Genomic DNA, 14,265 nt, shown 5'->3' with positions numbered 1-14,265 from the left:
ATCCGCTCGCTATGATCAAGCTGACCAATATTCGCCTATCGTTCGGCAAGCAGGAGGTGCTGAAGGGCATCGACCTTACCGTCGAAAAAGGGGATGTCGTCGCCATCCTCGGCCCAAGCGGGTCGGGCAAAACAACACTGCTCCGCTGCGTCAATTTCCTGGAAAAGCCGGGGGATGGGGTGGTGTCCATCGGGGACTTTGCCGTCGACTGCAGGCATCCGGGCAAACGCGACATTTTGAAGCTGCGCCGCAAGACGGCGATGGTGTTCCAGCAGTATAATTTATTTCGACACAAGACGGTACTGGAGAATGTGATGGAAGGTCTGCTCGTCGCCCAGAAGGTGCCTAAGGAAGAAGCCAAGGCAAGGAGCATCGCCGTACTCGACAAAGTTGGGCTGTCGGCCAAGCTCGACGCCTATCCGAGCCAGCTGTCCGGCGGACAGCAGCAGCGGGTCGGCATCGCGCGGGCGCTCGTGCTGAATCCGGAGGTTATTCTGCTCGATGAGCCCACCTCGGCGCTGGATCCCGAGCTGGTGGGCGAGGTGCTGACGGTCATCCGCAGCATTGCGCGCGAGGGAGTGACCATGATTATCGTGACGCACGAAATGGCGTTTGCCCGCGAAGTCGCCAGCCAGGTCGTGTTCATGGACGGCGGCGTGATCGTGGAGCAGGGAGAGCCGGAGGAGCTGTTCACCCGTCCCAAGGAAGAGCGCACCCGGCAGTTTCTGAAGCGGATTACGCCGGATTGGAGCTATGTGATCTAGGCTGCCTGGCGGACTGAAGACGATAAAACGATGAGATTGAGGAGGCTTAAAGATGAGCCAAAGTCCACAAACGATCGATTTACAGCCTTACGAAGGGACCTTGCAGCTGCTGAAGCATGCCGTTCAAGGCTGGAGTGCGGAGCAGTTGAAGCGCAAGCCCGCTCCTGATAAATGGAGTGCCACGGAGGTACTGTCCCACCTGACCGATCATCAGATCGTGACCAGTTTTCGAATCCGGCAGATCATTTCCGAGGAGGAGGCCAAGCTTCCGCCGTTCGACCAGGACCCGTGGGTGAGCCGCACCCGGGCGAATGAGAGCGAAGCGGCCGATCTCTTTGCCGTCTACGAGGCTCTGCTGGTCTATAATACGCTGCTGCTGCGACGTATTCCCGCCGAGTATTTTAGCCGCACCGGTGTGAATGCGAAGGGGAAAACGTTCACGTTAGCCGGGCTTCTACAAGCCTTTGTCGATCATGTCCACGTCCATCTGGCGCAGATCGACCGCATTAAACAGGCTATAACCTAAAGGAGAGCCATGCTATGACTACTGAAGCTTTGCTGGAAGAAGCGGAAGGGCTTCGGGCCCGGCTGGTGGAGTTCCGCCGCGAGCTGCACCGCTTCCCTGAGCTGTCGATGCAGGAGGTGGAAACGACCCGCAAAATCCGCGAGGCGCTTGCGGAGGAAGGGATCAAGGTGCTGCCGCTGGCGCTGCGGGTAGGCGTGCTGGCCGAGATCGAGGGGGCAGGCCCCGGGCCGACGGTTGCGCTGCGGGCGGATATCGACGCTCTGCCTATAATGGAAGAAACCGGATTGCCTTTCGCTTCCGAGCTCGAGGGGAAGATGCATGCCTGCGGACATGATTTCCACACCTCGGCCATACTCGGCTCCGCGATTTTACTGCAGCGTTACAGGCATCTGCTGCAGGGAAGGGTGCGGCTGCTCTTCCAGCCGGGCGAGGAAAAGGGCATCGGCGCGAAGGCGATGCTGGATGCGGGGGCGCTCGACGGCGTGCAAGCCATCTTCGGCATGCACAACAAGCCCGACCTGCCGGTAGGCACGATCGGGCTCAAGCCGGGCGCGCTCATGGCCAGCGTCGACGGCTTCAGGATCAAGGTGTCCGGCAAAGGCGGGCATGCCGCGATCCCGGATGCAGCGATCGATCCGATCGTCGCCGCCAGCGCCATCGTCGGCGGGCTGCAGACGGCGATAAGCCGCAGCATCAGCCCGTTCGACTCGGCCGTGCTAAGCGTGTGCAGCTTCCATGCGGGCACGAGTTGGAACGTGATCCCCGACGAGGCCGTGCTGGACGGCACCGTGCGGACGTTCCGCCCCGAGGTGCGCGCGCAGATCCCGAAGCTGCTGGAGCGGATAGCCTCCGGCATCGCGGGCGGATACGGGGCCCGGATCGAGCTGAGCTGGTTCGCAGGTATTCCTAGCGTACACAATGACGAGGAGGCGGTAGGGATCGTCCGGGAAGCGGCCGAGTCCATCGGCTTGACGGTGACGGATGCGTTGCCGTCGGCCGGTGGGGAAGACTTCGCCCACTATCAGGAGAAGATTCCCGGGTGCTTTATCTGGATGGGTACGGAAGGCACGGAGGAATGGCATCATCCGAAATTCACGTTGAACGAGGAGGCGCTCGTGCCTGCGGCGGCATTGTTTGCGCGTACGGCCCATCTGGCCTTGGAGCGCGGTCGTAAGCTGACCGGCGCTGCTGTCGGATAAAGGCAAGACGGCTGCTTGCTCGCAGGGGGAACCCTGCTTGCCGGCAGCCTTATTTGCTTCCCTGCCTTGTCGGGCTTAATCCCGGTCTATCGGCGATCATCGAAGGAGATCAACGGACATCCGGAGATCGACTGCGGACAGCGCCACGAGTGCGCTGTCGAACGGAAAGCAACCGACCGCACACGACGAGCGCGTGCGGGTTGGTGTGGCCGCTGCTTAGGATGATTTATCGCTAAATATAGAACAAAACATGATTAGAAAGTGGGGGATCGCCATCCGAACAACCTATGATGTGATTATCGTCGGAGCCGGCTCCATGGGGATGAGTGCGGGCTACTATTTGTCCCAAAGAAATCTTCGCGTGCTGCTGATCGACCGGTTCGATCCGCCGCATACGGGAGGAAGCCATCATGGCGAGACAAGGCTGATCCGCCATGCTTATCCCGGCAACTCCGCGTATACGGAGATGGCGCTAAGATCCGACCTGCTGTGGACGGAGCTGGAGGAGGTAAGCGGCGAGCGGCTGCTTGTCCGTTCAGGGGTGCTTAACCTTGGCCCCGAGGCGCTTCCGATGCTTGCGGAGAAAAGGGAGCGTGCCCAGCGGTACGGGCTCTACGCCGAGTCGCTGTCCGCCGCTGAGATTAGGGCCCGCTGGCCGGGGATTGCCGTACCGCCAGGCTATGCCGGCTTGTATGAGCGCGATGCCGGTTACCTGCTCAGCGAGGCCTGCCTCCGCGCCTACCGCAGGCAGGCACTGGCCTTGGGGGCTGTACTGCTGCCCCATACTGTGGTTACCGGCATTGGCGCCGATGCGGCTGGCGCCGTGACGGGGCGGACGAGCGCCGGTACATTTACCGCAGGGCAGGCGGTGTTAAGCGTGGGTGCTTGGTTCGGCGCGCTGACGGGCTTGCCGCCATTGCCTATTCGCCCGGTACGCAAAGCGGTCGCTTGGTTCGAGGCTCCGGATGCGCTATACGCCGGTTCGCATTTCCCGGGCTTTACGGTAACCGATGGCAAGGGAAGCGGCTACTATGGCTTTCCGAGCGAGAACGGCTCAGGGGTCAAGATCGGTCGTCACGACGGCGGACAGGAGTGGTCGCCGGGACAGCCGTTCGAGCCGTTCGGGCATGATGCAGCGGATGAGGCGGAGCTGAGGGAAGGTCTTGCGACGTTCTTCCCCCAAGCAGCCGGACGGCTGCTGCGCGGTGCCGTTTGCAAATACGAGATCACACCGGATGAGCATTTTATCCTCGACCGGCATCCCAAGCATGCGAACATCGTCATTGCAGGCGGCTTCTCCGGCCATGGCTTCAAGTTTGCAAGCACGGTAGGAGAAATTGCCGCCGATCTGTTGACGGGCATCGACCCGAAGTCGGATCTGTCGCCATTTGCCCTTGGCAGATTCGGCCCGGGCTGACCGAAGCTGGAGTTCCTAACCGATGCCCACGCCAGCCCGCAAGTCCCGAGGAGGAGCTTGCGGGCTTTGGCCGTAAGCTAATAAAAAACCATTGACAATACCTCCCTTCGGTGAGAAAATGAACGCGCGTACATAAAATGCTGCTCTACCTGTACAACGTGCAATTTGATCTGAGATTATTTTCCGGGAGGAATGGCTCTATGAATGAAAAACGCATCTCGGTTGGTATGGTCGGCTACAAGTTTATGGGAAAAGCGCATAGTCATGCTTATCGCGATCTGCCGATGTTTTTCCCGCAAGCGACTAAGCCTGCGATGACTGCCATCTGTGGACGGGACGAGCGAAATGTCGCTCTTGCCGCCAAGCAGTTCGGCTGGGACGGTTATGTGACGGACTGGAGGGAATTGCTGGAGAGGGACGATATCGACCTGATCGATATCAATGCGCCAAGCGACGCGCACAAGGAAATAGCTCTGGCCGCGGCGAAGGCAGGGAAGCATCTGTTCTGCGAGAAACCGCTTGCCTTAACGCTGGCGGACAGCCGGGAGATGCTGCAGGCCGCTGAAGAGGCGGGCGTCAAGCATATGATCGGCTTCAATTATCGGTTTGCACCGGCGGTGCAGCTTGCGAAGAAGCTGGTGGAGGAAGGGCGTCTCGGTCAAATTTACCATTTCCGCGCCTGGTTTCTCCAAGACTGGATCGTCGACCCTGACTTTCCGCTCGTATGGAGGCTTCAGAAGGAAGTAGCCGGCTCGGGTTCGCACGGAGATCTGGGCGCGCATCTGATCGATCTGGCCCACTTCCTCGTAGGGGATCTGACCGAAGTGATCGGCATGAGCGAAACGTTCGTTAAGGAACGGCCGCTTCCGGAATCGATGGAGGGGCTGAGCGCCAAAGGAAGCAAGGATGCTCCGCGCGGCGCGGTGACGGTTGACGATGCGACGCTGTTTCTGGCCAGATTCGCCTTCGGGGCGCTGGGCAGCTTCGAGGCGACGCGCTTCGCGCCGGGCCACCGCTGCACGAATTCATTCGAGATCAATGGCAGCAAGGGCAGCGTGAAGTTTGATTTCGAACGGATGAATGAGCTTCAGGTCTACTTCACCGACGATGCGGACGATGTTCAGGGCTTCCGGCGCGTGCTGGCAACCGATCCGGCCCATGCTTACAGTGAAGCCTGGTGGCCGCCCGGCCATACGATCGGGTATGAACATACGTTCATTCATGAGGTGCTGGAGCTGATGAATGCGCTGGAGGAGGATCGGCAGCCGGTGCCGAACTTTAAGGATGGAGTGAAATGCCAGCAGGTGCTGGAGGCGGTGGAGCTGTCCATTCAGGAACGCCGCTGGGTAAGCGTCGACGAACTGTAGGTCCGCTGCGGCGATGGTAGGAGCGCCTGACGGAAGATCAGCCAAGGGATAGGACTTCGGGGGACGCATGGGCTTCCGTGCATTCCCCGCTGCATATACGAACGGAGGAAATGAACATGAAAAAAGCGTTGATCGTATGGGGCGGCTGGAGCGGTCACGAGCCGGAGCTTGTGGCTCAGCTATTGGGCGGCCTGCTTAAAGAGGAAGACTTCGAAGTCGAGATCTCGGATACGCTGGAGGCGTTTGCCGATGCAGACAAGCTGCGTGCGCTCGACTTGATCGTTCCGGTATGGACGATGGGCGAGATCAAGGGCGAGCTGGTACGCAACGTGTCCGAGGCTGTCCAGGCGGGCGTTGGCCTCGCAGGCTGCCATGGAGGGATGTGCGATTCCTTCCGCACGAACGTCGATTGGCAGTTTATGACGGGCGGCAACTGGGTAGCTCATCCGGGCAATGACGGAGTCAACTATGAGGTTGAAATCAAGGATGACGAAGGTTCCCTACTGAAGGGAATTGGAAATTTCCAAGTTTCTAGCGAGCAGTATTATCTGCATGTCGATCCGGCGGTAGAAGTGCTGGCTACGACCCGGTTTCCACTGGCGCCAGGCCCTCACAGCCTGAATAAGCCTGTCGATATGCCTGTTGTCTGGACGAAGCGCTGGGGCGTAGGGCGCGTCTATTATTGCTCGCTCGGGCATCATGCCGACGTGCTGGAGATCCCTGAGGCCAAGGAAATCATGCGCAGAGGCTTGGTGTGGGCGGCGGAGGGCAAGCGACTTGCTCAAGAGCAAGCCGATGGGCAGCAGGCTGCCGGCCAAGGCGGATATACCGGTATGGGCGACAGCGTCATTTGACTTCGAGGAGGAGAACCTGGATATGAGTACCCGAAGGATCAAGGCCGGTATTATCGGCTGCGGAAATATTAGCGGGATTTATTTGAAGAACGGCAGTTTGTTTGAAAGCTATGAGGTTGTGGCGTGCGCGGATATCGACCTGACGCGGGCGGAGGCCAAAGCCCAGGAGTACGGCATACGGGCGCTGACGGTGGAAGGGCTGCTCGCCGATCCCGAGATCGAAATTGTGATCAACCTGACGATCCCGGCGGTACATGCAACCGTCTGCCTGCAGGCGCTGGAAGCCGGCAAGCATGTGTATGTAGAGAAGCCGCTTGCCGTAACCAGAGAAGACGGACGCCGCATCGTGGAGCTGGCGGAGCGCAAGGGGCTGCGTGTGGGCAGCGCGCCCGATACCTTCCTCGGGGGCGGGATTCAGACATGCCGCCGGCTGATCGACGAAGGCGCCATCGGAACGCCGATTGCCGCCACAGGCTTCATGATGTCCCGCGGGCATGAGCATTGGCATCCGGACCCGCAATTTTATTATGAGCCGGGCGGAGGCCCTTTGTTCGATATGGGACCGTATTACTTGACGGCACTCGTAGCGCTGCTGGGTCCGATCCGCAGGGTCACCGGCTCTGCACGCATTACCTTCCCTCAGCGGACCGTGAGCAGCAAGCCGAAAGCCGGTACGGTGATCGACGTGAAGACGCCCACGCATGTGGCGGGCGTGATGGACTTTGCGGGCGGGCCGATCGCCACGCTCGTCACCAGCTTCGACATCATGGCCGGTACGAATCTGCCGAATATTGAGATATATGGAAGCGCAGGCTCCCTTCGCGTACCCGATCCGAATACATTCGGAGGTCCGGTCTATCTTCGTCCGGCGGGCACTAACGAATGGACCGAGGTTCCTCTCACCCACGGCTACGCCGTCAACAGCCGAGGGATCGGCGTGGCCGATATGGCCTCCGCTATTCTGGAGGGCAGACCGCACCGGGCAAGCGGCGCGCTCGCCTACCACGTGCTTGACGCGATGCATGGCTTTCATGAAGCCTCGGCCGAAGGCCGGCATGTTGAGCTGGAGAGCGAATGCGAGACACCGGAGCCATTGGCTGCCGATTCGAAGCTTTAGGCTCCTTGCGGGGTTGATAAACAAGATGGCCGGTTCAGGAAGCATCACGCTTCCGGAACCGGCCATCTTGTTGTGTTTCTAAACGCTTGTCGGGGGCGCGTATCCTATGCGGGACGCTTACTCCCAGGTTGCTTTCATCGAAGAGAAGAAGCGCTGGATGGCCATAGATGCGGCGCCGAGCGCGGAGGAAGACTGGCCGAGCTGGGAGTAGGCCACGGACGTGCGGCTGCGATGGAAGGCCAGGCTGCGCGAATCCAGCGTCTCGTGAACCGCTTCCTTGATCCAGTCGGTGGCCAGGGACATCCTGTTGCCGATAATAATCAGCTCCGGATTAAAGACGTTCACTAGATTGGCGATTCCGGTGCCAAGCCAGCGTCCTGTCTCCGTGAACAGACGCTGCGCCTCCGGGTCTCCTCGCTGTGCCTGCCGCAGCAGCGACTCTAGACTAACAGCGGCTTCTTCGGTAACCGAACGGCTGGAGGCTGCAGCAGAAGGGCGGATTCCCTTCATGGCTTCATCGGCCTCATCGGCTTCGGAGGCAGTATCCCTCAATCCGGCTTGCATAGCGGCCGGTCTGCCTGCCTCTATGGCGGTCCGAGCATTGTGCAGCAGCGCCTTCTCCGAGGCGAAGGTCTCCCAGCAGCCGCGGTTGCCGCAGCCGCAGAGCGGGCCATCCTGGGCAAGCGCCATATGGCCGACTTCGCCGGAGAAGCCGGAGACGCCGCGGTACAGCTGGTCATGGAGGATGATCCCCGCGCCGATCCCGATGCCCGCGCTGATGTACAGCAGATTGGCCGCATGTCGGCCCGCGCCGAACTCCTTCTCGCCAAGCGCGCCCGCGTTCGCTTCGTTGTCAATCACGACGTCCACGCCGAATTCCTCTGCGAGCATCGACTGCAGCGGGACGTCAGTCCAGCCGAGGTTGGGGGCGGACAGTACGCTGCCCTGATCGTCGACAAGCCCAGGTACGCCCACGCCTATGCCGATAACGCCGTAAGGAGAGGAGGGGACCTGGCTGATTAGCTTGCGAATCGTCTTCTTCAGCTTGTCAGTCAGCGCATCGGCCCCTGTTTCGGCGATGTCGACTCTTCTTTTCTTCACGACAGTGCCGCTCAGATCCGTGAGCACCGCCAAGATATAGTTCACTCCGAGATCGACGCCAATGGCGAAGCCGGCCCGCTCGTTGAAAAGCAGCATCATCGGCTTCCGGCCGCCGCTGGATTCGCCGAGTCCCGTCTCCGAGGCGAAGCTGCTCTCGATCAGCTCGTTCACCAGAGCGGATACGGTCGCCTTGTTCAGCCCGGTGCGGGCCGAGATATCGGCGCGGGAGAGCGGGAAGTGCCGCTTGATCGTGTCGAGCACGATGTACTTGTTTATCTTTTTGATTAGTTGATGATCGCCGGTAATTTTCATGCTTGCTCCTTGTCCTGGGTTCTTCTGGTGTACTCATCATAACATGTTTGCAGCAAAAGGACACGAAAACTTAATTTGTTTGCTAAACAAATTAAGAGGGCAAAAAAGGGCGTAGTTACGCGGAATATTTAGATGGATGTCCCAAAATCTGCTTGCCGACGGGCCTTTCCGCATCTATATCAAACGCTGGAGGAGTGATGATACATTATCCAATATCCTCCTAAGTTATGTATTCGTTTGCGTATACAGCTCACAGCGGGCGTGTGATATAGTGGAATTGAGCTTTTCCTCAACGAATCCTTATTATAGTAGACTTTTATCATGGAGGTGCAAAACATGTGCGGTCGTTATACATTAGCAGCAGACATTGCAGAAATCATGGACATGTTTGGGATCGATGAATTGGCCTATGAGTATAGTGAGAACTACAACGTTGCCCCAAGCCATCGAATAGCAGGGATAGTTGAGCATAATGGCAAGCGAATACTCAAGGGATTCCACTGGGGGCTCGTTCCATATTGGGCCAAGGATATAAAAATTGGCTATAAAATGATCAATGCCCGCGCCGAGACCCTTTTAGAGAAGCCATCCTTTCGGAACCTCGTCTCCAGGAAAAGGACGATTATCCCAGCCGATGGTTTTTATGAATGGATGAAGATTGGGAAGGATAAACAACCTTATCGATTCCAATTAAAAAATAAAGGGCTATACGGATTCGCTGGGCTATGGGATGAGTGGGCGAGCCCAACAGGCGAACAGCTACAGTCCTGCACGATCATTACAACAACTCCTAATGAGTTGGTGGCAGATGTTCATGATCGTATGCCGGTTATTCTTGATACGGAGGAAGTGGCCGTCTGGTTATCTTCTGAGAAAGATACAGATTGCCTTCAGACGCTATTAAGACCGTATCCGGCGGAGAAGATGATCAAATACCCCGTTTCTCAATCAGTCGGAAGCGTCAAAAATAGTGGAAGGGATCTCATTGCTGAAGTGGCTATTAATTCTAAATGAAATTATCTTTCTGTCCAATCCACCATAAATAGTAACCAAAAAAGCAGCAGGGATATTTCTGAACTGTGACCCGTAAGATGGACACTTCGAAAAAAGTGACCCGCTTACGGGTCATTTGTGTTTTAATCAGAAAAACGACGACTGTGGGGTTAAATATTATGAACAATTCGAGAATAAAGTTTTCAGCGCAAGAGATACGGCAATTGCAAGGCAATCCTAATGTTCAGCAGCTTCGGCAAGTTGGGCCTTCCGGGTCCGCGCCACGCGCTGATCCCGTACCCCCAGACCCGCCGCCCTGACAAGCAGCGCCATGAGAGCGACGATCACGACCCCGGTCATCGGGCCACCTCCCCGAGCATCGCCTGGTACGCGGCCAGGTCCGGGCATACCCGATCGATCTCGGTAAGCTCGGCGACGTCCACCGTCCCGAGCACGCCGTACACGCGCCCGGCCCGGCGGCGCGCCTGGAGGCGATCCCGCGTGCTCTTCCTCTATCAGGTTAAAAATAACATGAATGAATCGATCAATTGGTCTTCTTAACAAGGTGGATCAGGTCCAAGAGGATATGGTTGGAAATGACGCGACTCCATCTACTATGGAGCTTTTGGAGAAAAAACATATAACTCCCATAGAAGATTTGGATGGATGTATTTTGCGTTTACAGACGGAACTCCTTCAAAAGGTTCGATCATCACTTTTAAAGCTGACACGGCTCATACTTGGAATAGCACAGATATAAACGGCATATCTTTTGGTCCGTATTCTTTTGGATATCAATATAGTATCGGTTCAGAAAAATGGGAGTCTTGGTGGAACATATACTCATCAATTTTAACATAAATAAAATTAGGGGTGACGACCCCTAATTTTTTCATTATTATCTAAACTAGTAGGGTTGTTCTATTCAAGTACGAAAGGATGTGGAGCAAATTAACAAAAAGTTTCTGATAACCATCCTCATTCTAATACTTCTTATTGGTGGGCTAAGCGTATTTTTCTTAAAAAAATCTGAATTTGAAGTCATTCAGGAAGCAGCTACACGAGAACTAATCAAGGATTCAGTGGTGAATAAAACAGAAGGTAATATCAAAATTGTTTTGGCTACTGACTCATCCCAAAATGTAAATTTTTTTATTTTAATAGGTAATAAAGTTGAGTACGTCATGGTTTTTCAAAAATTAGATTTCACGGATAAGCCTATTGAGTGGCAAATGGCCGAAAAAAAAGATAGCTATAGAGTGTTGATAGGGAGAAATCATTCAAATGAGATAAGCACAATCACAATAAATGACCTTCCTTCAGAAGAAATAAAATATCTTGATTATAATGGTAATCGAATTTTTTACACCACTACGTTCCAACTTAATAACCCTATTATTATTCAAGGGAAAGATAAAACTGGAAAAGTCCTCTTTTCTAACGATCCAAAGAAGTAGTATAAGCGCCGAGTAGACCGCATCTAGTACCTCCGCGATCGTCCAGACTGACAGAGAGCGGCGGTACTCAGAAGCTGAGTGAATTTCTGCATGTCTTCTTCCGGTATCTACGGATGAAGAATGAGTTCTATCAGCAGGTCAATCAGTCCAATGCCGTGAAGGAGCTTCATTATTTCAGTAGCTAATTCCATAGGCGATATCCGGTTTCGACTCTCAGGATGATCGGTATTGCCTGGATATGCTGAGAAAGCTGTTTCAGATCCAGTACCTGCGGAAGTAGAACTCCGTCTATCTATCGCGAGCCGCGAGTCCGTAATATCCAGAAGGTGCTGTGTGCAGGCAGCCTGGCCAATCCAAAGAGCTGATGTTTGAGAGATTGGAGATCCCCCCCCAAAGTACCCGCTTATCACTCCTATTTGCACGATGTAGGTTATTATCTTGTTTGCATCTGCAGCAAAGTAATGTAGATTCGAATTGCCGCGACACGCCTTAACCAACGCTGCTTAGGTTCATACTAGTCGCGCCAGATACACGTCCTAGGAATATACGTGTTAGCACGCTTACGCGGCGCCACGGGTAGGCGACGTTCCGCATGCTCAGACTTCTCCGTATCCCGCTTCGACCCCACCTTTTTTCGGTCGTTTTCCTGACCCTGGAACCTTCTATTTCATACTTCCTTAGTATCGATCCTCGCTTTAATTTCCATGTATCAAATTCACATTTCATAACTCTGCCACATGCAGCGATCTAGATTCTCTCTACAAACCCGATTGTCTATTTCTTCAACTGGCAGCACAATGATTCTCTACGAACCGTTGACAATCTTTTGTCGATTTGTTAGATCACTTCACCCTTGGGTTTTGCCCCGAGCTGGCCCCTGAGGTCGCCTGCCGAACACAATCGGCGGCGAGGACGCACGCAACATCTCACCCGGCGCGTTGGTGTTTTTGCAGACCAGCGCCTGGGGCGAAGCGAGACGAGTGACCGGGTGGTACGCATCGGAGTATCCGGCGGATGGGCATCAGGTCCGAATAGGGTCGCTGGACAGGACGCAGGGCGGGGAGGCCGTCCAGCTCGTCGGCGTCACCATTCACGAGGAATGGCAGTGAGCGGACGTCGCGCCCGTGAAGAAGGTCGCCTACGTGGCCGAGGGTCACCTGGCGTGCCAGTCGCACGTGGCTCCGGTGCCTCTCGCGCCTCGCAGCTGGGCGGGGTCCAGTTGGTCGGCTGGATCCTGACTACTCGGAGGGCGCGGGCGGGTTGCCGAGAAGGTGAAGGCGCTTCCGAATCAGCGATGCGCGGAAGCGCTGATCTCGTGGAGCGAGACCTGAAAGGATAACAGGCACGGCGACAGCGGACCCACACCCGGTGACCCCGGCGGCCCATGCTGGTGCGGATGGGCGGCTGGGTGTTCGTGGACGGCTAGTGCAGTCAAGGCAGCGCCGCCGCGAAAGGGTAAGCCATAAAGGAAACGGATTCCAATACGGAGATCCTCCTTTCTACACTTAAAGAGTATGCGCATATTTACGTGCATGATATACTTTACATATTACTAATCTTTACCTTGTTGATGAGTTAACCGCCCTATGGGTTGGATCTATGTCCTAGAAGAAGTCTGTCTTCTAGTAGATGTCCACCTTCGGCGGTTTTTTTGCGTTCAAAAAATCGTCAACTTAATGTAATGGAGGATGAATACACATGTTATTCAAATTGATCAAGCCAAAGAAAGTGGCCATTATCCAAGAGGGAACGCTTCTGTATAAGGCCGACATTGTGATAAGTCGCTTTCTTTAAACTGTCCACTAATAAAGTCACAGTTCATTTCCAAACTGCTCTTTTTTTTGTTGAAATAAAAACAAGTGTTCGTATATAATAAGAACAAATGTTCTGTCTGGAGGCGAACGACATGCAGAAGTATGTGGGTCAAGTCGTCGAAATCATCTATCTCGGGCGCAATGGCCGAATCACTCAGCGGTGTATTGAGGTCCGCGATGTCGGCGCCGGAGTCGTCAAAGGGTATTGCCTGCAGCGTAAAGCGCCACGGGTGTTTAAGCTCGATAGCATCCTTGCGTTGCAGCCAGTGAGCCATGCTGTCGGATAGTGAGCGCAAGCTGCTGAGGATCATGCACAGCCTCTATGGCACGGCCTGGTGCGTACCTGAGATCGGCCTGCTCTGCCGACTCTCCGGACGGATACAGGGGCAGGTGCGCGTCGCGACCATAGGATTGATCAAGCAGGGATACGTAGAGCTGAGTGGCGGTAAGGTTAGGGTTATTCGACCATGTGAACACGGCGCGTTGCAGAAGTCAGAGGGACACCGATACTGGACTGACTAATCAGAGGAGTGATGTAGGATGGCGATGCAAGCAGAAGGGGGAGTCCCGAAGCCGGGGAAGAAGTACGGATTGAAGCGGCCGACGAGGGATGAGTTTGAACTGGAGGAATTGGGCAACCAACTCGTCGAAGCTAAGCAGGAGGAGTCGGAAGTCGAGCTTACGATATGGGGGGCTGATCCCGTCCGTGGGCGGATATCCGAATTAGATGCAAGGACTCGAATGGTTCATGTGTCGCATAGGTACGGTGATGTTGTTAAGGTACCGTTTTTGGATGTCATGAAGGTGGATTACCCGAGATAGTGAAAGTCCCTCCAGGATGATTTCCCGGAGGGACTAATGCTGTGGACACCTGATGTGCATGTGTCATTCGAATAATGCAAAACGATTTTCCCCAGTCCCGCCAACATAACAATTTTCTAAAAGTCAGACTTGCTCAGCGCTCCTCGATAGAAATCACGCTTTACTTGTTCAAGATCAACAAGGTTAAATGGGTTCCTTTTCTGCACCAATATCGCCGAGAAAATACTCTTTGGGTCCGACACATTTTTTTGCCCTCATCATGCCCACAACCCCCGCGTGAAACCCTAAGAATTATCTGGATAACACCGAGTGAAACATGCATTATATAGATTGAACTCATAAAATTGAGAGCCGCACAAATCGGGTAAAAGATATCAAAGGACCGAAAAGGCGGGGATCAGAATGACACATGAACAAGAAATTGAAAAGCTGGCAGTAGCCATGAAAGAAACAAATAGCACTCGCATGTACGAAAGGTATCTGGCTATCCGTTTGCATTTAGAAGGCCGGACGTTAACCGAA

At 55.2% G+C, this 14,265-nt stretch carries 14 protein-coding genes; 11 read left to right on the top strand and 3 right to left on the bottom strand.

Features of this window, described 5'->3' with window-relative positions; genetic code table 11:
* The first annotated feature begins 11 nt into the window (after positions 1-11).
* The 7 genes from GSF01_RS03510 (at position 12) to GSF01_RS03480 (ending at position 7,244) form a co-directional block, all read left to right on the top strand.
* Positions 12-764 (top strand): amino acid ABC transporter ATP-binding protein, encoded by a 753-nt coding sequence (locus GSF01_RS03510; protein WP_159881648.1) that lies wholly within the window; start codon positions 12-14, stop codon positions 762-764.
* 52 nt (positions 765-816) lie between these two features.
* A complete protein-coding gene (locus GSF01_RS03505; protein WP_159881647.1) occupies positions 817-1,290 on the top strand; it encodes a DinB family protein in 474 nt (157 codons plus the stop codon).
* A 14-nt stretch (positions 1,291-1,304) separates the two neighbouring features.
* Positions 1,305-2,489, top strand: a complete 1,185-nt coding sequence (locus GSF01_RS03500; RefSeq protein WP_159881646.1) for an amidohydrolase — start codon at positions 1,305-1,307, stop codon at positions 2,487-2,489.
* A gap of 250 nt (positions 2,490-2,739) precedes the next feature.
* A complete protein-coding gene (solA, locus tag GSF01_RS03495; RefSeq protein WP_159881645.1) occupies positions 2,740-3,906 on the top strand; it encodes an N-methyl-L-tryptophan oxidase in 1,167 nt (388 codons plus the stop codon).
* Positions 3,907-4,106: 200 nt separating this feature from the next.
* A complete protein-coding gene (locus tag GSF01_RS03490) occupies positions 4,107-5,273 on the top strand; it encodes a Gfo/Idh/MocA family protein (protein ID WP_159881644.1) in 1,167 nt (388 codons plus the stop codon).
* 116 nt (positions 5,274-5,389) lie between these two features.
* Positions 5,390-6,127 carry a ThuA domain-containing protein gene (locus GSF01_RS03485; protein ID WP_159881643.1) on the top strand — a complete coding sequence of 246 codons (738 nt, stop codon included), beginning with the start codon at positions 5,390-5,392 and terminating at the stop codon, positions 6,125-6,127.
* Positions 6,128-6,149: 22 nt separating this feature from the next.
* Entirely contained in the window at positions 6,150-7,244 is a 1,095-nt protein-coding gene (locus GSF01_RS03480; protein ID WP_159881834.1) for a Gfo/Idh/MocA family protein, read from the top strand.
* Positions 7,245-7,361: 117 nt separating this feature from the next.
* Here the strand turns inward: GSF01_RS03480 and GSF01_RS03475 are convergent, their stop codons facing one another.
* On the bottom strand, positions 7,362-8,657 hold the full coding sequence (locus GSF01_RS03475) for an ROK family transcriptional regulator (RefSeq protein WP_159881642.1): 1,296 nt from the start codon (positions 8,655-8,657) through the stop codon (positions 7,362-7,364).
* A 336-nt stretch (positions 8,658-8,993) separates the two neighbouring features.
* Between GSF01_RS03475 and GSF01_RS03470 the strand changes: the two genes are divergently transcribed.
* Complete coding sequence (locus tag GSF01_RS03470) at positions 8,994-9,671, top strand: SOS response-associated peptidase (protein WP_159881641.1); 678 nt, start codon at positions 8,994-8,996, stop codon at positions 9,669-9,671.
* A 216-nt stretch (positions 9,672-9,887) separates the two neighbouring features.
* Here GSF01_RS03470 and GSF01_RS30025 read toward each other — a convergent pair whose 3' ends face one another.
* Entirely contained in the window at positions 9,888-10,010 is a 123-nt protein-coding gene (locus GSF01_RS30025) for a hypothetical protein (RefSeq protein ID WP_268893677.1), read from the bottom strand.
* A gap of 581 nt (positions 10,011-10,591) precedes the next feature.
* On the opposite strand from GSF01_RS30025, the gene GSF01_RS03465 reads away from it, so the two are divergent.
* A complete protein-coding gene (locus GSF01_RS03465) occupies positions 10,592-11,107 on the top strand; it encodes a hypothetical protein (protein WP_159881640.1) in 516 nt (171 codons plus the stop codon).
* 947 nt (positions 11,108-12,054) lie between these two features.
* Positions 12,055-12,216, top strand: a complete 162-nt coding sequence (locus GSF01_RS03460; RefSeq protein WP_159881639.1) for a hypothetical protein — start codon at positions 12,055-12,057, stop codon at positions 12,214-12,216.
* Between the two features lie 626 nt (positions 12,217-12,842).
* On the opposite strand, the gene GSF01_RS03455 is transcribed toward GSF01_RS03460, so the two are convergent.
* Positions 12,843-13,232, bottom strand: a complete 390-nt coding sequence (locus GSF01_RS03455; protein ID WP_159881638.1) for a hypothetical protein — start codon at positions 13,230-13,232, stop codon at positions 12,843-12,845.
* Positions 13,233-13,461: 229 nt separating this feature from the next.
* Here GSF01_RS03455 and GSF01_RS03450 point away from each other — a divergent pair, with 229 nt between their 5' ends.
* The gene (locus GSF01_RS03450) at positions 13,462-13,743 is read left to right on the top strand and encodes a YolD-like family protein (RefSeq protein ID WP_235941246.1); all 282 of its coding nucleotides are present in this window, start codon (positions 13,462-13,464) and stop codon (positions 13,741-13,743) included.
* Positions 13,744-14,265 lie beyond the last annotated feature (522 nt).

The organism is Paenibacillus puerhi (assembly GCF_009846885.1).
GTDB classification, from domain to species: Bacteria; Bacillota; Bacilli; order Paenibacillales; family NBRC-103111; genus Paenibacillus_G; species Paenibacillus_G puerhi.
This window is presented reverse-complemented; position numbering and strand designations above follow the sequence as displayed.

Excerpts from the sequence above, each read along its gene's own strand:
- GSF01_RS03475 (WP_159881642.1), bottom strand. The coding sequence starts at position 8,657 with ATGAAAATTACCGGCGATCATCAACTAATCAAAAAGATAAACAAGTAC.
- GSF01_RS30025 (WP_268893677.1), bottom strand. The coding sequence starts at position 10,010 with ATGACCGGGGTCGTGATCGTCGCTCTCATGGCGCTGCTTGTCAGGGCG.
- GSF01_RS03470 (WP_159881641.1), top strand. The coding sequence starts at position 8,994 with ATGTGCGGTCGTTATACATTAGCAGCAGACATTGCAGAAATCATGGAC.
- GSF01_RS03505 (WP_159881647.1), top strand. The coding sequence starts at position 817 with ATGAGCCAAAGTCCACAAACGATCGATTTACAGCCTTACGAAGGGACC.
- GSF01_RS03450 (WP_235941246.1), top strand. The coding sequence starts at position 13,462 with ATGGCGATGCAAGCAGAAGGGGGAGTCCCGAAGCCGGGGAAGAAGTAC.
- GSF01_RS03490 (WP_159881644.1), top strand. The coding sequence starts at position 4,107 with ATGAATGAAAAACGCATCTCGGTTGGTATGGTCGGCTACAAGTTTATG.
- solA (WP_159881645.1), top strand. The coding sequence starts at position 2,740 with ATGATTAGAAAGTGGGGGATCGCCATCCGAACAACCTATGATGTGATT.
- GSF01_RS03480 (WP_159881834.1), top strand. The coding sequence starts at position 6,150 with ATGAGTACCCGAAGGATCAAGGCCGGTATTATCGGCTGCGGAAATATT.
- GSF01_RS03485 (WP_159881643.1), top strand. The coding sequence starts at position 5,390 with ATGAAAAAAGCGTTGATCGTATGGGGCGGCTGGAGCGGTCACGAGCCG.
- GSF01_RS03455 (WP_159881638.1), bottom strand. The coding sequence starts at position 13,232 with ATGATCCTCAGCAGCTTGCGCTCACTATCCGACAGCATGGCTCACTGG.
- GSF01_RS03500 (WP_159881646.1), top strand. The coding sequence starts at position 1,305 with ATGACTACTGAAGCTTTGCTGGAAGAAGCGGAAGGGCTTCGGGCCCGG.
- GSF01_RS03510 (WP_159881648.1), top strand. The coding sequence starts at position 12 with ATGATCAAGCTGACCAATATTCGCCTATCGTTCGGCAAGCAGGAGGTG.